Source organism: Pseudanabaena sp. PCC 9330 (assembly GCF_055795045.1).
The window spans coordinates 41,385-64,055 of the sequence record NZ_JAYFES010000061.1 but is presented as its reverse complement, the minus strand read 5'-3'; the positions used below and the strand labels follow the sequence as shown (position 1 = coordinate 64,055).

Genomic DNA, 22,671 nt, shown 5'->3' with positions numbered 1-22,671 from the left:
TTTCAGGAAATCTTTAACGTTTCGATTGAGCGGCTGCCAATAATTTTTTCAACGCCAATAGCCTCATTCGTTCCATTCTAATCGGATTATTGGGACGCTAGTAAATTCATGCTGGTTCAGGATATGAATCAATAACATACTTTAGCTTGTCAATGTACTCATCGCTGCCGAATTTATCAAGATTTTTTCTAAAGGATAACCAATAATGTTGCACAAATCCGAAACGTTCAACAGATTCTTTGAATAGAGAGCAAAAAACACCTGGACAGTAAAATGAATCGTAGATCTGGTTATTGTTGCAAAAAGCTGCCAATACACTTTCCCACTGTTCAGCGGTTAGAATATCAGAAACTTGAGTCAGCAAACCGACGTTAAAATCTGCATTTCTAAATGAACCAGATTTTGCGAACAAGTCTATAACAACTAAAGGATCTCTCCTCAAAAGAGATTTGAATATTCTGTCAAATAGCTCGTTACTATGAGTAGTTCTCGATTTAAGTGTGATCAACTCGTCAAGAGGCATGCCATTCATGAGCTTTATCATATGATCTTCAAACTTGCTCGTAATTTCTTCTCGATCTCGTCGAGTTGTCCATTGCAAGGCTTCTAGCAACTCACTTAAATCAGATTCATGGATTCTAATTTTCAGGACTGGTTCAACAATTTCATTCAATGATCTATCTTTCCGCCTGACTTGTATCAATTCTTCTAAAGAAGCCTCTTCAATTTTTTCAACCAAATATGGCATAATCTTTTCATTGAGTGGATCATTATCTCCTAATTTCATTGCAAGTAGATCATCTAAATCAGCTTGTGCGACATTCTCTTCTAGCAATGGTCTTATAAGCTCTTGAAGCGATTTGTCATGCAACTCATTCTGGCAAAAGTCTTTTAGTAGAATTAACTCCTGTAGTGGAAGTTGTAGTTTTTTTGTTACAGATCCTTCCAGAAATCGTAAACGTGCTGCATTCAGCAATACTTTGACGTTTTCAGGAGAGAGCTTTCGTCTTGAAAATGTTTCAAATACATCAACCTTTTCAATGAAGATGCTGGCTTTCAGCTGGCATGGCTCACTAAGCTTATCCCAAGCTTTAACGCTTCCAAGGTAAATAATCACCTTATTCCAGTTCGCATCAGTAACCTTCCCAAGGATGATATCAGAAAGCCTCTCATTTAATATGTCTCTAGTCTGTTGAGAATATAAACTTGAAACAGCATTTAATGCAGAGAACTGGCGTATTCTTTCATCTTCTGGTCTTTCCTCCGTTAAAAGGCTGATGGTCAACCCGATTACAACATCTTTGATCAAGCTAGGACGTGCACGAGCTAACAGCCCTTTCTGAAAATATTGTGTTGCAGACTCTGGATCTTTAGGAAAATTTTCAGACTGAATATCTTGAAAAATCCTGTCACGAGCCGCACGCCCCTGAACAGGCGGACGCTGCAAAAGATAAACTACTGCACTTCTTAGATGGCAGCGGGCTAATTCTGCTGTAGCTTCGAAAGGTTCTTCTAGAGATGCCATAGAAGGATGAGCACACAAGCTCCGATCTTCAAATAATCTTTCAATGTGAGGTCTTTCCGGATGTGAAATTAATTCAAACTTTTCAAGCGACCATTTTGGAATCTCTTGTTCAAATTGCCACAACTCTCTTACTTTCTTTTCTGACCTTAGTTTTTCAAATTTCTGCAATAAACTAGTTGCCTCACCATCGCCTAGCAGCTCTAGTTCTCGCATCTTGTAAAGGAAATCGAATACTACCGCATTCCACGTTGCAACTATACAAGAGCGATATGCCCCTGCTCGGTAGCAAGCGACAGCTTCCTGAATAAACTTTTTGGCCAACCTGTCTCTACAAAGCGCTACCAATTCATCCAGATCAATAAAAGCTTCATTCATAAATAATCTAAACGAAAGTTACATTGGCCATATGGTAACGCCCTCACTTAATGACATGGCTTGCAGAAATCATAAATTCCCATCAGGAGTTAGAGGGTATGCCTTCACTGATAATCTAATAAGCTCAACAATTTTACTGGAGAGAGCCTTTCTGCATATCTATCCAAATTTGGAATGATATGCAGAAATTATCTGTATATCATTCCAAATTTGGATAGATTACGAGAAAATACCTGCATATTATCTTGCCCTAGGGCGATCGCAAGGTACTTTCCAAACAATGACCCGGCCTACCATGTAATTCCTTGCATCTCAAGCGGGAACAACTTGCGGTCAGACCATCGATCCTCGTCGAGAACTTCGGTCAAATATTGGCCTGTGGCCTTTTGCTCTTCAGCGTCCTCATCGTCAATCCAGGACTGGAGCATATCGATCGCTTCGGATTGTTTCTGCTGAAGCTGAAGTGATGTTGTCAAAAGCGTTAGGGTTATAGCCTCAACCGACAGCCCTTGCTGCTCCGCAGCCTGCAAAAGATACTGCTCTAATGCTGAGGGAAGTTCGAGGGTTAGGGTCATAGATTAAGCCTTGATTTTGGAGTCTGAAGCTTTGCCCCAGTTGCCTCTATTCTCGGTTAACGATTCTCTTCGTCAACGAGTCGAGCCAGTGGGGGGTATTTGCGTCCTGTGAGTGTCAGGGGCTAACCCTAGCCTAAGCCATCTACTTCAGTGGCCACCAGGAGACCTTGTCGCGGGTGGCACCGTAGACTTCTTTGAGCCCTTCGGGGTCTACCACCTTCACCAGGTCATTAGCCGACTCTGCCGGTTTATCGGTCTTGATATAGCCTGCCTTGGTCAGCCCCTTCAACACCTGCTCCACAGTGCGGTGGTTGAGCTGGCAGGCGCGGGCGATTAGGTCGATGGGCAGGTCAAACACGTATTCCACTCTGCTGCCCTGGGGCTGGGCACCCAGACTGCGCTCTTGAAAGATCAGCCCTCGCAGCACCGCTGCCACCGCCTGGGGAGGGTAGGTGCTGCAATTGAGCAGATGATACTGAAACTTTTCGCGCAGCTCAAACAGCAGGGTGTAGCGATCGCGAAATATCTCATTGCGATCGTATAGATCCTGCACCACCTGCACTGGCACCTTAATTACGTTAGTAGTCTTGTAGGCTTCCACCAGGCTGGGGAAGGCCCTTGTTGCCGAACCCACGCCCACGGGCAAACTGCGCATGCCAAAGCAACCGCCGGGATAGGTGAGGGCCAAAATCCGGTCGAGGGGGGTACTGCGCAAGATCACCGGGCCGCCGTCAATGACCACGTATAGGTGCTCTTGCCAGGTGTGAGGCCGAAACGCAGTGTAAACCGGGCGGTTGGAGTAAAGCTTCTCGCTCACCAACACCTCGGAGTCGAGGTCGCTAAGCAACGGGTCTTGCTCTAAACCACGGAACAAAAAGCTCTGGGTCGTCAACGTTTCAATCGTTTTTGAAGCCAAACTGGGGCTTTTTGCCTTTGCCATGGAGTGCTGTAAATTCCGTACTCTGCCATTTTCCCTCGCAACCATTGTTATACCTCAGAAATGGATAGGCCTAGCCTGGTTACTGGGCTGTGTTAACGGTGTCTAGCAAGGGATAGCTTTTGTGCTGCCCCCAATCAAAACCCTTGAGAGAAGCTATGTTTTGGTACGGCTCTGCCAAACGAGATCAGGACAGTTGCCATCGCCTGTCATAGGAGAAGCCATACTATCTCAGGCATAATTACATCACTTAGATTCTAGACCAAGTGAAGTTCAATTGAAATCCACATAAAATGGAAAATGAACAGCTTACAGAATATGCTCGTTCTGGAGCCAGCTTGGCACTTTCCTCTGCTCCTAATAGACTCGGTCGAGGGTGGATCGGTCTGGCTGCTATAGGGGCGATCGCCCTTAGCTTCGCACTGGTGGCGGCCCTATCGACCAGTAGTTTGAGCTGGCAGGGGTGGCTGGCGATCGCCGTCACCCTGACCGCGTTTTTGCTCAACGCCCTCACCAGCCTGGCGGCGGAGGCAATCTTTCTGGGCGCGCTGGCGGTGCTAATGCTCAGCGGTGTGCTCGATACCGCTACGGCGCTGGCAGGATTTAGCAACCCCGGTATGGTCACCGTAGCGGTGCTCTACGTAGTGGTGGCGGGGTTGCAGCAGACCGGCGGGCTAGACATGGTGTCGCGCACGGTGCTGGGGATGCCCCAAGGGCAAACCCAGGCGCTAATTCGGCTGATTGTGCCGGTGGTGAGCCTGAGTGCCTTTTTAAACAACACGCCGATTGTGGCGATGTTCATTCCGGCGGTGAGCGACTGGTGCCGCAAGCTGCGGATTAGCCCCTCAAAGTTGATGATTCCCCTCAGCTATGCGGCGATTATGGGAGGTATGTGTACGCTGATTGGCACCAGTACCAACCTGGTGGTGAACGGGCTAATCATTGCCGAAACCTATCTGCCGGGGCTGCGGATGTTTGACTTGGTGCCGGTGGGGGTGCCCTGCGCGATCGCCGGTTCCCTGATGCTGATTTTGGCCCAGCGGTGGCTGTTGCCCACCCGCAAACCCGCCATCACCGAAACCGACGACCCCCGCGAGTACACCGTAGAGATGGTGGTTGAAGACGGCAGCCCCCTGGCCGGGAAGACCGTCGAAAAGGCGGGACTACGCCATCTGCCGGGGCTATACCTGACCGAAATTCAGCGGGGAGAGCAGCTGCTGACGGTGGTGCCCCCCCAGGAGGTGCTGCGCGATCGCGACCAACTCGTCTTTGTCGGCATGGTCGATTCGATTGTGGATCTCAACCAAATTTGAGGGCTCAAGCCCGCCACCGACCAGGTATTTAAGCTCGATTCGCCCCGCTCCGAGCGATCGCTGCTAGAGGCCGTGGTCTCTAACACCTGCCCCCTGGTGGGAGTCACCATTCGCCAGGGGCAGTTTCGCAGCCGCTACGGGGCGGTGGTGCTGGCGGTGGGTCGCAACGGCGAACGCCTGCCCGGCAAAATTGGCGACATTTGCCTGCGCCCCGGCGACACCCTGCTGCTAGAGGCCAACCCAACATTCCTGGAAGAGCGCAGCGCCTCCCGCGACTTTTACCTAATCAGCCCGGTGCCCAACTCTGACCCGCTGCGCCACGACAAAGCCGCGATCGCCTTCGGCATTCTGGTGCTGATGGGGCCCTCGCCACCTTTGGCCTCATGGACATGCTCCACGCTGCTGCCCTGGCGGCGGTGCTGATGATTGTGACCGGTTGCTGCTCGTTTCAGCAGGGGTTTCGCGCCATCGACTGGTCGGTGATTTTGGTGGTGGCGGCGGCTCTGGCCCTGGGCAAAGCCCTAGAGGTAACCGGGGCGGCAGCGGCCTTTTCGGAGTCGGTGCTGGGGCTGGCGGGCAGCAACCCCTGGGTGGCCCTAGCGGCGATCTACGCCATCACCAGCCTGCTAACCGAGGCGATCACCAACAACGCGGCGGCGGCGGTGGTGTTTCCCATCGCTCTGTCGCTATCCCAGAGCCTGGGGGTGAGCTTTTTGCCCTTTGCGGTGTCGATCATGATCGGGGCCTCGGCCAGCTTCAGCACCCCGATCGGTTACCAGACCAACCTGATGGTCTATGGGCCAGGGGGCTACAAATTCACCGACTTTATGCGGGTGGGCATTCCCTTCAACCTGGTATTTTGGGGCCTGACGGTGCTGATTGCGCCGAGGGTGTTTCCGTTTTAGAAGGGATAGAGGGTAGGGGGTGGATGGGTAGGGGGTAGGTCTTGGTTTTTGGTTGCAGGGGTTGAGGTTTCCATCAGACCTACCCCTTACTCCCTACCTCTTACACCTCACCCCTCACTACCAAACGTTCCATTCAACCCCTGAGCAATCGGATCAAATATTTCTTTTATGAGGGAATTAGCCGTTGGGACTGTTTCCCCCGCTTCGCTCAAGCCAGGGTCGATGGGCACCTGCCCCCACAGGGGAAGCGAGAGTTCAGCCGCGATCTGAGCACCGCCGCCACTGCCAAAAATCGGGCTGTGGGTGTCGCAGCAGGGGCACACCAGATAGCTCATATTTTCGATTAGCCCCAGTACAGGCACGCCCACCTGGCGGAACATGTGGATGCTGCGGCGCAGGTCGGCCAGGGCGATCGCATGGGGAGTAGTCACCATGATCACGCCGCAGATGGGGCTTTCTTGCACCAGGGTGATTTGGGCATCGCCGGTACCAGGGGGCAGGTCAACCAGCAGATAGTCCAACTCACCCCAAGCGACTTGTTGAATAAACTGGGTAAGAATTTTGTGTAGCACTGGCCCCCGCCAGGCCAGGGGGTGGTCGGGTTCCGCCAGCAGCCCAACCGACATGAGCTTAATGCCGAGGGTTTCTAGTGGCACAAACCGCTGCCCCTCTGGGGTTTCAATCACCTCGACCTGGGCCTGCCCCAGCCCCAGCAGTTGGGGCACGTTGGGGCCATAGATGTCGGCATCGAGCAGGCCGACCTTGGCTCCGGTGCGGGTGAGGGCGATCGCCAACTGTACCGCCATGGTCGATTTGCCGACGCCCCCTTTACCGCTGGCGATCGCCAGGGTCGTACGTACACCGGGGATGGTGCAGACCTGCACGTAGACTTTTCTGATCCAGGGCAGGGCTGAAAGACTCTGCTGCACCTGATGTTTTAGGGCAAGTTGGTGAGCGCCCACATACAGGCGCAGGTAAACATAGTCATTCACCACCCGCAGGTGGCGCACCATGCCCAGGCTAACCAGGTTGTTGCCCAGGGTAGATTCGCGCAGATGCTTGAGCTGGGCGATGACTTCGGTCTTGCGGGCTGCTTCCTCCGGGCTGGGGAGCGTTTCCTCTGGGGCCGGGGCTCTGGTCTGAAAAGGGCTAACCATGGGCGGTTGCGGCTAGGGTCTGGTTGATTTTGGCGATCGCCCGCTCCGAAAAAATCCGCACGTCTATATCCGGGTCATTTAGGGTTTGCTGCAAGGCCGACAGCGCCTCGGCTTGCCCCAGGTTGCCCAGGGCCGTAGCCGCATCGCGCCGCACGTCAGAAGAGTCATCGGCCAGGGCGTTGATCAGGGAGGGGAGGGCACGCTGGTCAGCGTTTTTTTGCAGGGCACGCACCGCAAACTTTCGCACCTGCCATTCCGGGTCGGCGATCGCCGACACCAGCGCATCAATCGCCGCCGGGTCAGCCAAAATGTCTAACGCCTGGGCTGCATTGCGCCGTACCTGCCAGTCAGCATCCTGAGTGAGCAAGGTGCTGAGCAGGGGCACAATTTCTTCGCCGCTGAGGTGGCCCAAGGTGAGCACCGCCGCCCGCCGCACCGCCTCTGAATGATCCCGAGCCAGGGCCAACGCAGGTTCGCAACGCACCACCTGGTTCAGATAGCGCAGAGTGGTCACCGCCGCCTCCCGCAGTTCAGCATTTTCTGACTCAAAAAACGGCAGAATGAACGGCAACGCCTGGGCGTCGTGGATCTTCCGCAGCAGCACCAGGGCATTGAGCTGAGCGTGGAAGTTCCCCGTTTGCAGCACATCCAGCAGTTTCATCAGGTCGTCGGTCGAGACCAACTCTTTCAGCGCCGACAGCGCTTCGTACCGCACTGCCTCGTGGGCCGACCCCAGACAGTCGATCAAGGCCGGAATCGCGCTGGGATGGGCGAATTCCCACAGGGTGGTGATCGCCAGGGTCTGCACCGTCGGGTCATCGTCTTGGAGGACGTCGATCAGGGGTGCGATCGCAGCCTCATCCCCTAGGTGTTGCAATGTTTTGATGGCGACGAGGCGATCGTCTAGAAGGGGCGATCGCAGCAGATCGACCCATTGGGCAACTTCGGGGTCCATATCAGCGGCGTACATGGGAAGGGTTCCAAAATGACGGCAGGGGAGGGGAAGGGTTTACGGTGTACGGTTTGCGGTCTGCGGTTATGGCTTTTCCTTACACCGTCCACCGCCTACCGTTCACCGCGCTCCCTTATCTAAGCAGGAACGGAATCTGCACCGTAATCGCCCCTGTTGGACATTCCTTCTCGCAGGGTAGGCAAAACCAGCACTCGTCGTATCTCATATAGGCTTTGCCGGTTTCGGGGTTCTTTACCAGCACATCCAGGGGGCAGACTTCGATGCAGGCGTTGCATTTTTCCAGACATTTCGATTCATCGACGATCACGGGGACATCGACACGTTGGGAGGTTAGGGCCATGGGTGGGTAGGGGGTAGGGGGTGGATGGGTGAGGGGTGAGGGGTGAGGGGTTGAGGGGTGAGGGTTCCCCCTACTCCCTACTCCCTACTCCCTACCCTTATCACCGGACGGCGACATCGTAGACTTCTTTTTTCAAGTCAACATTGACGATGTAGGGTTCGACCGGGCGCTTGAATAGCTCCATTTCGCCAGATTCCGTCTTCTTCAAATTGACGTGGCAGAACCACTCGGCGTCGTTCTTTTCGGGGTAGTCGAGGCGGTAGTGGTAGAGGCCCCAGCGGGTTTCTTTGCGGTAGAGGGAGGCGCGGGCGGCCATTTCGGCGCAGTCGCGGATGAAGTGGACTTCGTTGCAGCGCATTAGTTCGTGGGGGTCGCGGGCACCCATGCTCGTGAGGGTGTCGGTGTAGGCGACGAACTTTTCCAGGCCGATCGCCATTTTGTGGGGCGATTTGGGCGGTTGCAGGTAGTCGTTGACCAGGCGGCGCAGTTTGTATTCCACCTGGGTATGGGGGATGCCGTTGGGCTGGGTGAAGGGGTGATAAATGCGGGCATGCTCGGCGGCGAGCCAGTCGGGGTCGGGGTCGAGGTGGTCGAGACCTTGCAGGTAGGCGATTGCATGTTCGCCCGCAATGCGGCCATAGACAAAGGCCCCGATCATATAGTTGTGGGGCACACTGGCCATATCTCCAGCGGCGTAGAGGCCGGGTACGGTGGTTTCGGCCCGCTCATTCACCCAGACGCCTGAGGCGCTGTGGCCGCTGCACAGGCCGATTTCAGAGATATTCATCTCGACGCCGTGGGTGCGGTAGTTTTCGCCCCGGCCCTCGTGGAAGCGGCCCCGGCTGGGCCGCTCGTTGGCCCAGAGAATTGACTCGATTTCTGCAATCGTGTCGTCGTCGAGGTGGTACATCTTCAGGTTGACGGGGCCGTTGCCGGAGTTGAGTTCTTTGTAGATCTCCAGCATCATCTGGCCGCTCCAGTAGTCGCAGTTGATGAAGCGGTGGCCCTCGGCGTTGGCGGTGTAAGCGCCAAAGGGGCTGGCCACGTAGGCGCAGGCGGGGCCGTTGTAGTCTTTGATCAGCGGGTTGATCTGAAAGCACTCGATGTTGGTCAGTTCGGCCCCGGCGTGGTAGGCCATGGCGTAGCCATCGCCCGCGTTGGTGGGGTTTTCGTAGGTGCCGTAGAGGTATCCGGAGGCGGGCAGGCCCAGGCGACCGCAAGCCCCGGTGCAGAGAATCACGGCTTTGGCCTGAATTACCACAAAGTCGCCGCTGCGCACGTCAAAGCCGACGACTCCTGTGGCGCGCCCGTTTTGCACGATCACGCGGGTGGCCATCACCCGGTTGGTGACCTTGACCCCGTGGCGCTTCACCTGGCGGGTGAGAATTTTTTTGAGGTCTTTGCCTTCGGGCATGGGCAGGACGTATTTGCCCACCCGGTGTACCTGCTTGAGGTCGTAGTTGCCGTCGGGGTCTTTTTGAAATTTCACCCCCCAGCTTTCGAGTTCTTGGATCACCTCAAAGCCCAGTCGCCCGGTTTCGTAGACGGCTTTTTGGTTGACGATGCCGTCGTTGGCGATGGTGATTTCGCGCACGTACTGCTCGGGGGTAGAGTTGCCGGGAATGACGGCGGTGTTGACCCCATCCATGCCCATGGCGATCGCCCCGCTGCGGCGAATGTTGGCCTTCTCTAAAATCAGCACGTCGCTCTCGGGGTTGGCCTGCTTCGCCTTGATGCCCGCCATGGTGCCAGCGGTGCCGCCACCGACTACCAGCACATCGGTCTGAATGCGCTGGGTTTTAAAGTCGAAATTCTCTGCTGTGGTCACGCTATCTCTCCAAACGCTACGCAGGGGCAGCCACGGGAGTCGGCCCCTACAGATCCAAAATCCAAAATCGCTAATCCAAAATTCATTACGCGGCCACGGGCTGCACCTGAATCTCTCGCCCCGTATACTCTGGCACCCAGCCTTCGGTGGTGGTGAAATAGCGCACGGCTTTGATGCGGCGGCTGTCGGTGAGCACAAACCAGTGCTCGGTGCCAGCGGGCACGTAAATATATTCTTCGGGTTCGATGGTCAGTTCCACCTGGGTTTCGTCGGGCAGCACAAAGCCAAAGACGCCTTCGCCATCGACGATGTAGCGAATTTCGCTGTCGGCGTGGGTGTGAATCTTGTCGAACTTGGCCAGCAGATTCTCCAGGTTGGGCACCTGCGGGTTGAGCACGATCAGGTCGCGGCTTTGGTAGCCGTCGGACTCCTGCAACTGCCGGAAGTAGTGGTCTAACCCAGTCAGAACGGTGTCTTTTTCAGCATCGTCCAGGCTTTCTTTAGCGAGGAGCGATCGCAGCTCAGCATTCTCCCCAATGGGCCAATGGTGCAGATGAATGCCCAGCGGGGCCAGGGTGGCGGCAATGCTGGGCAGGTCAGTGATGGTGAGGCCATTTTCAAGACGAATTTTTGCCATGGTTTTTTGAGGAAGTGGATGGATGGGGAGCTGGAGGTTAGGGGTAAGGGAAACTCAAAGTTCAAAATTTTGCCTTTCTACTTTTGAATTTCTCGCCCTTTAAGAAACCGCCGCCAACAGCCCGTTATAGGCCGCAGAATCACCCTTGAGGGCTACGCTGGTTTCGCCGCTGGGGCTGACGGGCAGATCGCCGACGATGGTGACGCGCTGCACGCGGCGGGGTTGGTGGCCGTAGTCTGCGATCGCATAGTGCTGGGTGGCTCGGTTATCCCAAAAGACCACATCGCCCGGTTGCCAGCGCCAGCGCACGGTGTTTTCGGGCCGGGTGACGTAGCTTTGCAGGGTGCGCAGCAGATCCTCAGATTCTGCCTGAGAAAGCCCCTGGAAGCGGCGCACAAAGCCGCCGAGCACCAAGGATTTTTCGCCTGACTCGGGGTGAATGCGCACCACCGGGTGGCGCGTTTCAAACACGGTCGATTCAAAGGTTTGACGATACTTTTTGAAGTAGTCGCTGAGATGGGTGGCCCCGGTGGTGTAGTCGTAGGCATTGCTGTGAATGGCCCAGAGGCGATCGGCCAGGGCCTGGAGCGGTTCGGGCAGGTCGTCGTAGGCGGTGACGGTGTTGGCCCAAATCGTATCGCCGCCCACGGGGGGAATCTCTACCGCCCGCAGCACCGCACCCAGCACTGGCCGATCAATAAAGGTGACATCGGTATGCCAGTAGTTGGCGTAGCCGTGATTTTTGCCGTAGTTCAAATCCAGCACCTCGGGGCGCTGCTCCAGCGGCGGCAGGGTGGGGTGGGCGGCGGTGATGGGGCCAAAGCGGCGGGCAAAGGCAATTTGCCCCTCTGAATCCAACTCGTGCTGGTGGCGAAAGAAAATCACTTTGTACTGCACCAGGGTGCGCCGAATCGCCTGGATGACGTCGTCGCCAAGGTTACTGCTCAGGTCGAGGCCCACAATTTCGGCACCGATGCGACCGGCAACGGGCCGAACCTCAAAGGGTTGAAGAGTCATAGAACTGTCCGTTATCCGTAAAAATTTTCTAAGACTGAAGCCACAGGGCGCAGTCGGACTGGTTAAGGGTGGCGATCGCTGCTTCAAGCCGCGTGGGCAACCCCCAAAGTTCCAGCTCAAACCAGCCGTCGTGCTCACCGTGGCTAGGCAGGGAGGCGCTTAGAATGGTGACCGCCACGTCGTGGTCTTTGACCAGGTCAGAGATTACCGGCTGGGGATGGCAGTGGGCCGGAATGTGGAGCTGGAGACGAATGCGATCGCATCCCCTGGGCAATACCACCGGCTTCTGCTCTAGGGATTCCCCCTCATTCAGCAGTCTGGGTGTGGTCTTGATATCTCGCTTTGGCACAAACTGCACCTGCAAGTCTTTCAAGTAGGCCAGCGAACTTGCCTGCTGCTGAGGCCCGCCCCCCAGCGCCAGCACAAACTCGCCGCCCCGCTTGCGCCGGGCCGACAGTGCCGCCCCCAAAATGTTGACTGTCACCCCAAAGCGCGAGGTCAGCCGCGACAAAATTGGCAGCCGCTGGTACGTCGGCGGAATCACTACCTGACACACCACTGGCTCGGTAGGCGATGAACTTGCCTGGGGTGTGGCTAGGGGACGTGGGTAGCGCTGGTGCTCCCTAGGGGGAGAGAACGTCAGCGGGCGCGGCAACCCCACCGGAGCCGAGGGGAACCAGGGTTCCCCATTCACCAGTTCATATTCTAGGTTTGAGTACCACATGGCAGAGCAAAAAGTACAGAGTCTGACCATCCATCTACGGCAATCTCAGACATGGCATAAATTTACCGTTAGCAACTAAATCACAATCCTGCTCGAATTGTAAGTAGAGCGAATTACATTTGAGATTTAACTATACAGTCTGCATGCCTGCACAACTGGATCGATGTGTGCGCTACGACGACGTCACCTTAGGGATGAAACCAGAAGTTTGGCGAGAGGGCTGCCCGACCCGCTCAAAGCTAGACTAGAGCTTCTGCGATCGTCGAGCGCCTTATTGCATAGGATCCGCACTGAGACAACCCCGTAAAATTAGATTTCAGTTGAAATTCAGCCAACTTGCAATTCACTTCAGATTGTGGCACTCTTCGAACATGGTCATTGCCCCCTGGAATGTCACGGATAATGACTGGGACAAATGCTGGGCTTAGCTAAATAGCTTCCTGAGATACAACTCGGCAAGTACTATGCTGATTCAATTGTGTAGAACGTTCTATTTGAAGCATTGCTATGACTCAACTCACCGCTGAAAGCCAAGGATTGCGCCCTGTAAGCCAGGAGGGCCTCAAGGGACTGGCTGAGAAGGCCCGCAACAACCCCAATGCGATTGCCACCGTGCGCGCCAAAACCGTTTGTGAAGGTCAGTTTCGCAACCTCACCTACGTGCGTGATCTGCCCGCCCACGTGATCGACGAGCCTCCTACTCTACTGGGTCAGGACACAGCACCCAACCCCTCTGAAGCGGTGTTGGCAGCGTTGGGGTCTTGCCTCTCGGTAGGCATTCACGCCAACGCCATCGGGCGCGGCATTCAGCTCACCAAGCTAGAGCTAGAGCTGGAGGGCGACATCAATATCACCGGGGTTTGGGGCATTGGCGACCTGTCAGAAAAGCGCCTTGGCTTTAGCACCATTCGCGTCAAGGTCGATATCGAAGGCAACGCCAGCCGTGAAGAACTGGATGACTTGGTGGCCCACGCTAACGCTTGGTCGCCCGTGGCCAACACCCTGCGGCTGCCTGTGAATATGGAGGTCGCTTTGGCCTAATGAAGAAGAGTGAGGAGTGGGGAGTATCTGCCCTCACCCCTACCCCCTACCCCCTACCCACCCAATCCCATGCACCCCAACGCTCTACTTGATCGCACCGCAGAAACCTCCCCACCAGCGGCGATTCCTTTTGACCTCGCAAAGACTCAAGCCACAATCGCACAGCACCTCGCCCCCCTGGTGCCTGCCATCGACCAAGATGGACTGTATCCCCGTGAGTTTCTGCACCGCCTGGGTGCCTTGGGGGGCTTTGGGCAAAGTCTGACTCCCGCTTTTGGTGGACAGGGTCAGGGGTTTCGCTCGGCAGTGCAGGTGATTGAGGCAGTGTCGCAAACCTGTCTGTGCACAGGGTTTATGACCTGGTGCCACATTGCCTGCGTTTGGTATGCTCAAAATACCGACAATACTGTGCTGCAAAGCCAGGTGCTGCCTCAGATTGCTACGGGTGAGGTGCTGGCGGGGACGGGGCTATCGAACCCGATGAAGCACTTTGCAGACATTGAAAAAATTGCCCTGGTGGCTGAGCGGCGAGAGGGGGGCTATGTGATCGAGGGGCTGCTGCCTTGGGTGTCGAATCTGGGGTCGGGGCACTACTTTGCGGTGGTGGCCAAAATTGCCGACAGCGATGACTATTTAATGGCGATCGTCTCCGATCGCCTGCCCGGTCTCACTCTCAAATCGACCGCTCACTTCATTGCCCTGGAGGGTAGCAACACATTTAGCTGCCAGCTACGCCAGGCGTTTGTGCCTGACGAGTGGATCTTGGCCGCCCCCTGCGCTGACTACATTGATCGCATTAAGCCGGGTTTTGTGCTGGCCCAGGTAGGCATGGGGCTGGGGCTTACTCAGGCCTGCGTGGACAGCATGAAGCGCTCAAATCAGCGCTATGGCCATGTGAATGGCTATTTGGATGACTCGGTGGATCGTATTGAGGCGGATTTGGAGCGGCTGCGATCGCAGACCTACGCCCTGGCCAACACCCTCAACGCCCAGCCCCCCTATACCGAACCCGGCTTTTTTCGTCGGGTGGTGCAGGCCCGTGCCGACGCTTCGGAGCTGTCGCTGCGAGCCTCTCAAGCCGACATGCTCCACGCCGGGGCCAGGAGCTATTTGCAGGGGGGCGCGATCGAGCGTCGCCTGCGCGAAGCCTACTTTGTGGCCATGGTCACCCCAGCCCTCAAGCATTTAAAGAAAGTCTTGCAGACTCTGCCTGCTACCTGATAACTAGAGTGAGTCAGTTCCATGAGCAGTCAATTGCGTTCGTCTTCATTCCCTGTGGCCCAGGGTATTCAAAGGGCATCGCCTGACCACGCCACCCTGGTCGTGGAGGATCTGACCAAGCAGTACGCCACCGCCCAGGGGCCATTCACCGTCTTCGATAGCATTCACCTAATCGTGCAGCCTGGAGAGATCGTCTGTTTGCTGGGGGCCAGCGGCTGCGGCAAATCGTCGCTGCTCTCCACTATTGCCGGGTTGCAATCAGCAGACCGGGGCCACGTTTACCTGCACGGGCAGCGCATTCAGGCTCCCGATCCACACATTGGGCTGATCTTTCAAGAGGCGGCCCTCTTGCCCTGGCTAACAGTGCAGCAGAATGTTGCTTTGGGCCTACAGCTCAGCCACATGCCGCGCCTGTCGCGCCCCGAGCTGCGCAGCCGCATCGACCAGGCTCTGCTCAGCGTCGGGCTAGAGAGGTTTCACCGTACCTATCCCCACCAGCTCTCGGGGGGTATGGCTCAGCGAGCGGCGATCGCCCGCACCATTGCCCGCGACCCCCAGCTCCTGCTGATGGACGAACCCTTCAGCGCCCTCGATGCCATTACCCGGCTTGAAATGCAGCAGCTTTTGCTGGGGATTATCGCCCAGCGCCGCTGCACTGCCCTGCTCGTCACTCACGATATTGACGAGGCACTTCTGCTGGGCGATCGCATTCTGCTCATGAGCCGCCATCCAGGCCGCATCCATCGTGAATGGGCCGTCACCACCCCCCAGCCCCGAGTACGCCACACCGAAGACCTCATGGCCCTCCGTGCCGAGATCTTTACCACCCTCTCCGAGGTCATGGAAAAACCCATTCTCACCCCCTGACCTCCCACCCCCTACCCTTTACCCCTTCCCCCCCATGAACCCCCTCTGCGCATGCTGCGGCCTCAACCGCCGCGACTTCCTCAAACTCGCATCCCTCTTTACGGGTTCCGCCACTCTCAGTGCGATCGCCGGAGGCTGTGGCACCCAGTCCACGACCACCGAAAATGCTCCTGCGACTAATACCACCGCGATCGGCGCTCTCGATCAACCCGTCAAAATTGGCTACTTGCCCATTCTCGATGCCTCCCCCCTGCTGATTGCCCACGCTAATCAGCTCTACGAAGCCGAGGGTCTGACCACTGAGCAGCCGATTCTGTTTCGCTCCTGGGCCGACATTGTTGAAGCCTTCTTGGCCCGACAGGTCAACGTGGTACACCTGCTCAGCCCAATTACCGTGTGGTTACGCTACGGGGCTCAAAAAGTACCTGGCAAAATCGTTGCCTGGAACCACACCGACGGCTCTGCCCTCACTGTGCAGCCCGACATCAACGAGGTCAAAGACCTGGGCGGTAAGGTGATCGCCGTGCCCTTCTGGTACTCCATTCACAATGTGGTGCTGCAACAGCTGCTGGGGCAGGCGGGCCTGACGGTCGTCACCAAAGCTGGCACCCAAGCCATCCAGCCCAACGAGGTGAATTTGGTAGTCATGCCGCCACCCGAAATGGTGTCGGCCCTGGCCAACAAGAGTATTGCGGGCTACATCGTGGCCGAGCCCTTCAACGCGGCGGGGGAAGCCTCGGGCAATGGCAAGGTGCTGCGCTTTACCGGCGACGTGTGGAAAAACCACGCCTGCTGCGTCGTCTTTCTGCACGAAGATGACCTCAACCAGCGCCCCGAATGGGCTCAGGGGGTGGTGAATGCCGTGGTCAAAAGCCAGCTCTGGATTCGCGACCACCGCTCTGAAACCGCCCAATTACTCTCTAAAGACGGCGGCAGTTATACCCCCCACCCCGAGGCTGTGCTGCAAAAGGTGCTCACCGGCTTCGATGCCGACACCTACGCCAAGCAGGGGGCAATCAAACATGCTGACTGGGCCTCCCAGCGCATTGACTTTCAGCCCTACCCCTTTCCCTCCTACACCGAAGAGCTGGTGCGGCTGCTTCAGCAGACCCAGGTGGAGGGCGACAACGCCTTTTTGCAAGGGCTTCAGCCCGCTGAGGTAGCCCGCGACCTGGTGGATGACTCCTTTGTGAAGCAGGCCCTGCAATCGGTGGGTGGCCCTCAGGTTTTTGGTCTGCCCGACTCTCTGCTACGAGAAGAAAGCTTCCAGGTGGCCCAGTTGGGGCAGTTCTCGCGGGCTTATGCGTAAGCAGTGGAGAGTAGGGAGTGTCTGCGTGAGACATTGAACCCTGAAACCCAAGACCCAATTTACCTCACCCATCCCCTACCCCCTCACCCCTCCACCCCCTACTTCTTACCTATGTCCCTCACCACCTCACCACCCCGCCGTCTCTCCATCCCCATCCCTGTCTCCCTGTGGGGAGTGGTTGCCACGCTGCTGATCTGGTGGCTGGCGACTACGCCCCTGTGGCACAGCGGTGTGATTGGTGATTTTTCGCCAGAGCGCACCTTTGCGGCGATCGCGCAGATGGTGACCTCTGGGGCTATTTTTCCCCACGTTTGGGCCAGCCTGCGGCGGGTATTCGTGGGGCTGTTCGCCGCCACGCTGATCGGCATTCCCCTGGGGCTGCTGATTGGTCTGTCGCGAATGGTGGAAGAGGCGACGTCGGTGTTGTTTCAGTTTTTGCGGATGATTTCGCCGGTATCGTGGATGCCGGTGGCGGTGATGGTGTTTGGTATTGGCGACTGGCCGGTGTACTTCTTGCTGACGGTGGCTGCGGTTTGGCCGCTGATGCTGAATGCGGCAGCGGGGGTGGCCTCGGTCGATCGCCGCTGGCTGCTGCTGTCGCGCAGTCTCTGCGCCACCCGCTGGGAGACTGTGACCAGGGTAGTCGTGCCTGCGACTATTCCCCATTTGCTTACTGGGCTGCGGTTGGCGGTAGGCATCATCTGGATTGTGCTGGTACCGGCGGAAATGCTGGGGGTGAGAGCGGGGTTAGGCTACTACATTTTAGATACCCGCGATCGCCTTGACTATTCAGAGCTAGTGGCCGTAATTCTCATCATTGGTCTAATTGGCTACTTGCTCGACACAGCCCTGCGGCTGGCCAATCAATCCTGGAATCATCAGGCATAATCGAGGTGTCCAGAGGCTTGCTAGCTTTCTATTTCTAACTTTTTAGTGGTGTGGGATAGGTAACGCCAGGGATGGTTCATCGTAAACGCACCCGTGAAGACATGCTTGAGGCAATGCTGGAGCGCGTGCACCGAAAGGGGCTGAACGGCACCGGGCTAACCGAGCTGCTGAGGCTGAGCGGCGCATCTTCCGGCAGTTTCTACAACTATTTTGCTTCCAAAGACGAGCTGGGCCATGCGCTGATTGATTTTGACTGGCAACGGCTTAAGACTCACCTAATCGACCCGGCCTCTGCTCAATTCGATGACCCCGTCGCCCAGATTTTTTGGATGATTGATGCCCTAGAAGCCAAGCACCTGAGCACGGAGAATTGCTTTGGCTGCTTTCTCGGCAATCTGGTGGTGGATCTGGCGGAGTACGATCCCACCTTTCGCGATCATTTAATTGAGATTTTTCAACAGTGGGAGCAGGCCTTTGCCAGTCGGCTGGTTTCGGCCAAAGCCCAGCTCAAGCCAGCGATTGATCCTCAAGCCCTAGCCGCAGAACTGTTGACGCTAATTCAGGGAGGGCTGCTGCTGGGACGGCTCTATCAGCGGCCTGAACGGCTGAAGGCTGGGTTTGAGCAGGTGCGTCGCCATCTGCTCAACGCCCTACGAGAGGATCCTGAATCGGCTTCATAAACAGACCCCTACCCCATTCTCTCAATGGATAATGGGGTAGGGTCGATCTAAGAGTTATGCTTCTAACTCCCTGAAACTAAATCCTAGAAGCGGAAGGTAGCGCGCACAGCGCCCCAGAAGCCGGTATTGTCGGTAACCGCCGCCAGGTTGGCGTCGCCGTAGATCAGCGCGGGGGTGATAGTCAGAAACTGATTGAAGGGGATTTGCCAGTACCCTTCAACCAGAAAAGGATTGTTGCTGTAGCCAACCAGCTGAGGCAGCTGACCGCCGTAGACACCGAGCTGAGAGCCTTCAATCAGGAAGTCTTGGAAGCCTGCACCCGCTGTCCAGCTGAAGTCGTTACCGCCGTTGAAGGTTTGCCAAGCCCCATGACCGGCAATGAAAAAGCTCCCAAAATCGAGGTTGAGCAGACCCGCAAAGGTATCGGTGGCACCAGGCAGCCCGCCCTGGAAGATAGCTGACTGGTCATTGTGCAGGTAGGCAACGGCAGCGTCGAGGAAGCCATCGCTGAGGAAGCTGAGCTGAGCGATATAGCTCTGGCTGGTGGCGGCAAAGATACCCACCGCCGGGTTAGTAGCCCCTGGGTTGCCAGCGGTGTACCCGGCATCTAGCACGATGTTGTCGGTAAAGGCAATGCTGATACCAGCCCCCGCACCGTTGGAGTTGCTGCCACCAAACCGATAGAAGCCGGGGCCACCGGCATCTGCTACTGAGGGGCCATCGAAGGGCACGATGGTGCTAGTGACCCAGTCATCACCCTGTAAGCCACGGGCCGCAGCGGTGATTTTGATGCGATCACCGAGGGGAAAGCTGTAGTAGAAGTCGTCAATGGTGACGTTGTAGGCGCTACCACTTGCATTGGCCAGACCATTCAGTGGGGGAATGGCATTGCCATCACCACCCTGGAGACGAATGCGCAGGCGATCGCGGCCCGTGAAGCTAGAGTCAAAGTTCAGCCGCGCCCGAGCCGCAACGCTGGTGCTGGTTTGACCCGGCAGCGTATCGAAGGGGGTGACCAGGTGGAAGTCTGCTTGTCCCCGCAGCTTGGTGGTGGTGGAGAACTGCTGAGCCCGCAGAGTGGCGGTTTCAGCTTCTAGAGCATCGACACGACCGCGCAGTGTGGCCAGTTCAGCCTGAAACTCTTCTTGCAGGCGACGGATGGTCGCCAGGTCGTCGGGATTGATTCCAGACTGAGCGATTAGAGTCGCAATCACATCTAAGCAAGCGTTGAGACCCGCGGCAAACTCAAAGCGAGTCAGACTGCGCTGACCCCGGAAGGTGCGGTCGGGATAACCCTGAATGCAGCCATAGTTTTCCACCAGGCTTTGCAGCGCCTGGAAAGCCCAGTCGGAGGGCAGCACGTCGGTGAGTTCCGACACGCTAGTGATTTGAGCCAGTTGAATAGAGTCTTGATTGATGCTGCTGAGCTGGGGGGTGACCGCAGATTCAGCCGCAATCGCACCACTTGAAACAGCACCGACTGCGCCCAGAGCAGCGGGCACGGCCAGCAAAGATTGCCAAAGTAACTTAACCATTCATTTTCCTCACACCGTTAAATACGTGAAGGGCAAACTTGCCCCCAACTATTCAAGACGATCAAAACAAGGAAAGAAATATCTGGAACTACAAATGCAAATGAATTGCAATCTTGTTTTATTTCAGACCTGTGACTCAGTGCGGCACTTCACCTTGGCCTTGGCTAGCCAGGGCAGCAATGCCCAACCCAGGGTTAGTGGCTGAACCCCGATCGCGGCGATTGCTCAGGACATAAAAAAGCTGAAGCTGTTCCCCAAGGGCAACTTCAGCTACGGGAAGGAACTTCAGCTTGAGAAGGTGTAGGAGTAGCCCAAAGGCTAAAGCTATCTTTCTACACTAGACTCGAAATGTATGTGAATTGAGCTACAATCGCAACTAATTTCTAGGTCGGTTTGATATCCACGACAAGCAGGCTAGGTCTGGGTAGTTCTGCCTGCGATCGCGCCTCAAAAAATATTTGTCCCCCCTCCACCCCCTCACCCCTTACTCCTCCACCCCATGCTCCCCCTCAACTCGCCCCCCACGATCGCTATCCTCGGCGGTGGATTTAGCGGGTCGCTGGTAGCGGCCCATCTGCTGAAAACCGCCAATCGCCCCCTGACGATCAAGCTGGTGGAGCGTCGTCCCCAGGCGGGGCAGGGAGTGGCCTACAGCACCACTAACCCCCACCACTTGCTGAATGTGTCGGCGGGCAAAATGAGCGCATTCCCCGACGAGCCGGGGCATTTGCTGCGCTGGCTCAACTACAATCGCACGGCCCTGGCCAGGTTTTTCCCGGAGGGGTTTGACGCCAGCTCGTTTATTCCGCGAGCCGTGTTCGGGCTCTACATTCAATCCATTCTGGAAGAGGCGGAGGCCTCGGCCCCCAGCTCTGTGCGGCTGGATCGGGTCAACGATGAAGCGGTGAGTATTGTTTCCCAGGAGCAGGGGGTACGGGTGGCCCTGGCGGGCGGGCAAAGTATTGCCGCCGATCGCCTGGTACTGGCCCTGGGTAATGCCCCTGGGGTAGTTGGCACGCACGACGGTAGCAACTGCCTGCGCCACGCCTGGTCGTGGAACGCGCTGGACGGTCTCGACGCCAATGCCCCGGTGCTACTGGTGGGCACTGGCCTGACCATGGTAGATATGGTGATTTCGCTGCACAGCCGCCACCACCGTGGCCCGATTGTTGCCCTCTCTCGCCGGGGGGTAGCCCCGTTGCCCCACCGCTCGGCCCAGCCCTACCCAACCTTTTTGACCCCAGAGACTGCCCCGACTACCGTGCGCGGCCTAGTGCAACGGCTACGGCGCGAGGTGGATACGGCCACCGCCTACGGCTATGACTGGCGAGCGGTGGTCGATGCCCTGCGACCCATCACCCAAGACCTCTGGCAGCAGTTACCCCGCCCCGAGCAGCGACGCTTTTTGCGCCACCTCAACCCCTACTGGGATGTACACCGCCACCGGATTGCGCCAGAGATTGGCGACGTAATTCAAACCCTGCGGCAGTCGGGCCAGTTGAGCATTTTGGCCGGACGGATCGTGGACTATGAGGATAGTCCGGTGGGAGTGAATGTCACCTATCGCCCCCGCCGTGCCCAGGAAACCAAAGCGCTGAAAGTGAGCCGAGTGATTCACTGTACCGGTGCACAGGTGAACTACCGCACCGCTTCCCACCCGCTGATCGCTAGCCTGCGCGACCAGGGGTTGATTCGCCCCTGCAACCTGGGCTTGGGCCTCGACACTAGCGCCGATGGAGCCGTGCTAAACGGGCAGGGACAGCGATCGCCCTGGCTGTACACCCTGGGCACCCCCCGCAAGGGCCAGCTGTGGGAAACCATTGCTGTGCCAGAACTGCGAGAACAGGCCCAGACGCTGGCCTCTACGCTGCTACAATCGCTGCCGGTACGGGTGCGCCCGGTGCCCGCTCGGGTTTACGCTTTTCCCCAGCGCGACCTGGCCCTGGTGCAAGACTGTGGCGATCCTCGCCCGGTGCTGCCTACCTCCACCTTGGTCTTTCGGCAGCTATTTGACCCCGAGTCGAGCACCTATACCTATTTAATTGCCGATAGCCAAACCCAATCGGCAGCGCTAGTCGATACCGTGCTAGAAAAGGGCGATCGCGACCTTCAGGTGCTCAACGACCTGGGCCTCACCCTGCGCTACTGCCTTGAGACCCACATCCATGCCGACCACATCACCGGGGCGGGCAAGCTGCGCCAGCAGACCGGTTGCCAGGTGCTGGTGCCCCAAAACACCGCCGCCCGCGCCGCCGACCACACCCTATCCGACGGCGAAATTTTGAGTTTGGGGACGGTGCAGATTGAGGCGATCGCTACCCCCGGCCACACCAGCGGCCACCTCGCTTTTCTGGTGAACAACACCCATCTGCTGACCGGCGATGCCCTGCTGATTCGCGGCTGCGGTCGTACCGACCTGCAAGGGGGCGACGCCGGCACCCTCTACGACACCGTCATCCAGCGCCTATTTACCCTGCCGGACGACACCTGGGTCTACCCCGCCCACGACTACCAAGGCCGCACCGTCTCCACCATCGGCGAAGAAAAGCGGCTCAACCCCCGCTTTAGTGACCGCACCCGCGACCAGTTCATTACCCTGATGGCCCACCTGGGTCTCAGCTACCCCAAAAAGATGCACCAGGCCGTGCCCGCCAACGAGTACTGCGGCGATTTCATTCCCCCCGGCGATGCAGAGACGACTGCGGAAGTTCGAGAAGATCGCGACCAAACGGAGCAGAATTTGACGACCAACACTGAGATTTTCGAGAGCTACTTTGCGATGTATATCTGAGGAGTGGATGGGTGGGAAGTAGGAAGTGGGGAG

Annotated in this window: 18 protein-coding genes and 1 pseudogene; 8 read left to right on the top strand and 11 right to left on the bottom strand. The window is 56.9% G+C overall.

All coding sequences use genetic code 11. The features are described 5' to 3' along the window. Positions 1-106: 106 nt before the first annotated feature. The 3 genes from AC0QKW_RS03095 to AC0QKW_RS03085 form a co-directional block, all read right to left on the bottom strand. On the bottom strand, positions 107-1,900 hold the full coding sequence (locus tag AC0QKW_RS03095; protein WP_473149589.1) for a hypothetical protein: 1,794 nt from the start codon (positions 1,898-1,900) through the stop codon (positions 107-109). Positions 1,901-2,190: 290 nt separating this feature from the next. Next, on the bottom strand, positions 2,191-2,475 hold the full coding sequence (locus AC0QKW_RS03090; RefSeq protein ID WP_473149588.1) for a hypothetical protein: 285 nt from the start codon (positions 2,473-2,475) through the stop codon (positions 2,191-2,193). Positions 2,476-2,617: 142 nt separating this feature from the next. Further along, positions 2,618-3,415, bottom strand: a complete 798-nt coding sequence (locus tag AC0QKW_RS03085) for a cyclic nucleotide-binding domain-containing protein (RefSeq protein ID WP_473149587.1) — start codon at positions 3,413-3,415, stop codon at positions 2,618-2,620. A 446-nt stretch (positions 3,416-3,861) separates the two neighbouring features. On the opposite strand from AC0QKW_RS03085, the pseudogene AC0QKW_RS03080 reads away from it, so the two are divergent. Then, positions 3,862-5,630 (top strand): annotated as a pseudogene (locus AC0QKW_RS03080) (SLC13 family permease). A gap of 107 nt (positions 5,631-5,737) precedes the next feature. Here the strand turns inward: AC0QKW_RS03080 and AC0QKW_RS03075 are convergent. From AC0QKW_RS03075 to AC0QKW_RS03045, 7 genes are all read right to left on the bottom strand, one after another. After that, positions 5,738-6,787, bottom strand: a complete 1,050-nt coding sequence (locus AC0QKW_RS03075) for an Mrp/NBP35 family ATP-binding protein (RefSeq protein ID WP_473149586.1) — start codon at positions 6,785-6,787, stop codon at positions 5,738-5,740. Further along, positions 6,780-7,757, bottom strand: coding sequence for a HEAT repeat domain-containing protein (locus AC0QKW_RS03070; protein ID WP_473149585.1), 978 nt, complete (start codon positions 7,755-7,757; stop codon positions 6,780-6,782). The genes AC0QKW_RS03075 and AC0QKW_RS03070 overlap by 8 nt, the downstream gene beginning before the upstream one ends. A 115-nt stretch (positions 7,758-7,872) precedes the next feature. Further along, on the bottom strand, positions 7,873-8,100 hold the full coding sequence (locus AC0QKW_RS03065) for a 4Fe-4S dicluster domain-containing protein (RefSeq protein ID WP_473149584.1): 228 nt from the start codon (positions 8,098-8,100) through the stop codon (positions 7,873-7,875). 100 nt (positions 8,101-8,200) lie between these two features. Further along, complete coding sequence (locus AC0QKW_RS03060) at positions 8,201-9,928, bottom strand: fumarate reductase/succinate dehydrogenase flavoprotein subunit (RefSeq protein ID WP_473149583.1); 1,728 nt, start codon at positions 9,926-9,928, stop codon at positions 8,201-8,203. Positions 9,929-10,013: 85 nt separating this feature from the next. Then, a complete protein-coding gene (locus AC0QKW_RS03055; RefSeq protein ID WP_473149582.1) occupies positions 10,014-10,565 on the bottom strand; it encodes a 1,2-dihydroxy-3-keto-5-methylthiopentene dioxygenase in 552 nt (183 codons plus the stop codon). 99 nt (positions 10,566-10,664) lie between these two features. Next, positions 10,665-11,582 (bottom strand): TauD/TfdA dioxygenase family protein, encoded by a 918-nt coding sequence (locus AC0QKW_RS03050; protein ID WP_473149581.1) that lies wholly within the window; start codon positions 11,580-11,582, stop codon positions 10,665-10,667. Between the two features lie 28 nt (positions 11,583-11,610). After that, positions 11,611-12,306, bottom strand: a complete 696-nt coding sequence (locus AC0QKW_RS03045; RefSeq protein WP_473149580.1) for an NIL domain-containing protein — start codon at positions 12,304-12,306, stop codon at positions 11,611-11,613. Positions 12,307-12,813: 507 nt separating this feature from the next. Between AC0QKW_RS03045 and AC0QKW_RS03040 the strand changes: the two genes are divergently transcribed. The 6 genes from AC0QKW_RS03040 to AC0QKW_RS03015 all read left to right on the top strand — a co-directional run bounded on the left by AC0QKW_RS03040 (position 12,814) and on the right by AC0QKW_RS03015 (position 18,312). After that, positions 12,814-13,347, top strand: coding sequence for an OsmC family protein (locus AC0QKW_RS03040; RefSeq protein WP_473149579.1), 534 nt, complete (start codon positions 12,814-12,816; stop codon positions 13,345-13,347). Positions 13,348-13,416: 69 nt separating this feature from the next. Next, complete coding sequence (locus AC0QKW_RS03035) at positions 13,417-14,568, top strand: acyl-CoA dehydrogenase family protein (RefSeq protein ID WP_473149578.1); 1,152 nt, start codon at positions 13,417-13,419, stop codon at positions 14,566-14,568. Positions 14,569-14,589: 21 nt separating this feature from the next. Then, positions 14,590-15,435: an ABC transporter ATP-binding protein gene (locus tag AC0QKW_RS03030; protein ID WP_473149577.1), complete on the top strand. Its 846-nt coding sequence runs from the start codon at positions 14,590-14,592 to the stop codon at positions 15,433-15,435. A gap of 34 nt (positions 15,436-15,469) precedes the next feature. Further along, positions 15,470-16,744 carry an ABC transporter substrate-binding protein gene (locus tag AC0QKW_RS03025; protein WP_473149576.1) on the top strand — a complete coding sequence of 425 codons (1,275 nt, stop codon included), beginning with the start codon at positions 15,470-15,472 and terminating at the stop codon, positions 16,742-16,744. A 111-nt stretch (positions 16,745-16,855) separates the two neighbouring features. Then, positions 16,856-17,632, top strand: coding sequence for an ABC transporter permease (locus AC0QKW_RS03020; protein ID WP_473149575.1), 777 nt, complete (start codon positions 16,856-16,858; stop codon positions 17,630-17,632). A 71-nt stretch (positions 17,633-17,703) separates the two neighbouring features. Continuing rightward, entirely contained in the window at positions 17,704-18,312 is a 609-nt protein-coding gene (locus AC0QKW_RS03015; protein WP_473149574.1) for a TetR/AcrR family transcriptional regulator, read from the top strand. Between the two features lie 83 nt (positions 18,313-18,395). On the opposite strand, the gene AC0QKW_RS03010 is transcribed toward AC0QKW_RS03015, so the two are convergent. Continuing rightward, positions 18,396-19,847: an iron uptake porin gene (locus AC0QKW_RS03010; protein WP_473149573.1), complete on the bottom strand. Its 1,452-nt coding sequence runs from the start codon at positions 19,845-19,847 to the stop codon at positions 18,396-18,398. Between the two features lie 499 nt (positions 19,848-20,346). On the opposite strand from AC0QKW_RS03010, the gene AC0QKW_RS03005 reads away from it, so the two are divergent. After that, a complete protein-coding gene (locus AC0QKW_RS03005; protein WP_473149572.1) occupies positions 20,347-22,638 on the top strand; it encodes an FAD/NAD(P)-binding protein in 2,292 nt (763 codons plus the stop codon). The last annotated feature ends 33 nt before the right edge of the window (positions 22,639-22,671 follow it).

Coding starts and splice junctions, on each gene's coding strand:
- AC0QKW_RS03065 (WP_473149584.1), bottom strand. CDS start 8,100: ATGGCCCTAACCTCCCAACGTGTCGATGTCCCCGTGATCGTCGATGAA.
- AC0QKW_RS03030 (WP_473149577.1), top strand. CDS start 14,590: ATGAGCAGTCAATTGCGTTCGTCTTCATTCCCTGTGGCCCAGGGTATT.
- AC0QKW_RS03055 (WP_473149582.1), bottom strand. CDS start 10,565: ATGGCAAAAATTCGTCTTGAAAATGGCCTCACCATCACTGACCTGCCC.
- AC0QKW_RS03025 (WP_473149576.1), top strand. CDS start 15,470: ATGAACCCCCTCTGCGCATGCTGCGGCCTCAACCGCCGCGACTTCCTC.
- AC0QKW_RS03015 (WP_473149574.1), top strand. CDS start 17,704: ATGGTTCATCGTAAACGCACCCGTGAAGACATGCTTGAGGCAATGCTG.
- AC0QKW_RS03010 (WP_473149573.1), bottom strand. CDS start 19,847: ATGGTTAAGTTACTTTGGCAATCTTTGCTGGCCGTGCCCGCTGCTCTG.
- AC0QKW_RS03005 (WP_473149572.1), top strand. CDS start 20,347: ATGCTCCCCCTCAACTCGCCCCCCACGATCGCTATCCTCGGCGGTGGA.
- AC0QKW_RS03020 (WP_473149575.1), top strand. CDS start 16,856: ATGTCCCTCACCACCTCACCACCCCGCCGTCTCTCCATCCCCATCCCT.
- AC0QKW_RS03070 (WP_473149585.1), bottom strand. CDS start 7,757: ATGTACGCCGCTGATATGGACCCCGAAGTTGCCCAATGGGTCGATCTG.
- AC0QKW_RS03090 (WP_473149588.1), bottom strand. CDS start 2,475: ATGACCCTAACCCTCGAACTTCCCTCAGCATTAGAGCAGTATCTTTTG.
- AC0QKW_RS03085 (WP_473149587.1), bottom strand. CDS start 3,415: ATGGCAAAGGCAAAAAGCCCCAGTTTGGCTTCAAAAACGATTGAAACG.
- AC0QKW_RS03095 (WP_473149589.1), bottom strand. CDS start 1,900: ATGAATGAAGCTTTTATTGATCTGGATGAATTGGTAGCGCTTTGTAGA.
- AC0QKW_RS03050 (WP_473149581.1), bottom strand. CDS start 11,582: ATGACTCTTCAACCCTTTGAGGTTCGGCCCGTTGCCGGTCGCATCGGT.
- AC0QKW_RS03045 (WP_473149580.1), bottom strand. CDS start 12,306: ATGTGGTACTCAAACCTAGAATATGAACTGGTGAATGGGGAACCCTGG.
- AC0QKW_RS03040 (WP_473149579.1), top strand. CDS start 12,814: ATGACTCAACTCACCGCTGAAAGCCAAGGATTGCGCCCTGTAAGCCAG.
- AC0QKW_RS03035 (WP_473149578.1), top strand. CDS start 13,417: ATGCACCCCAACGCTCTACTTGATCGCACCGCAGAAACCTCCCCACCA.
- AC0QKW_RS03075 (WP_473149586.1), bottom strand. CDS start 6,787: ATGGTTAGCCCTTTTCAGACCAGAGCCCCGGCCCCAGAGGAAACGCTC.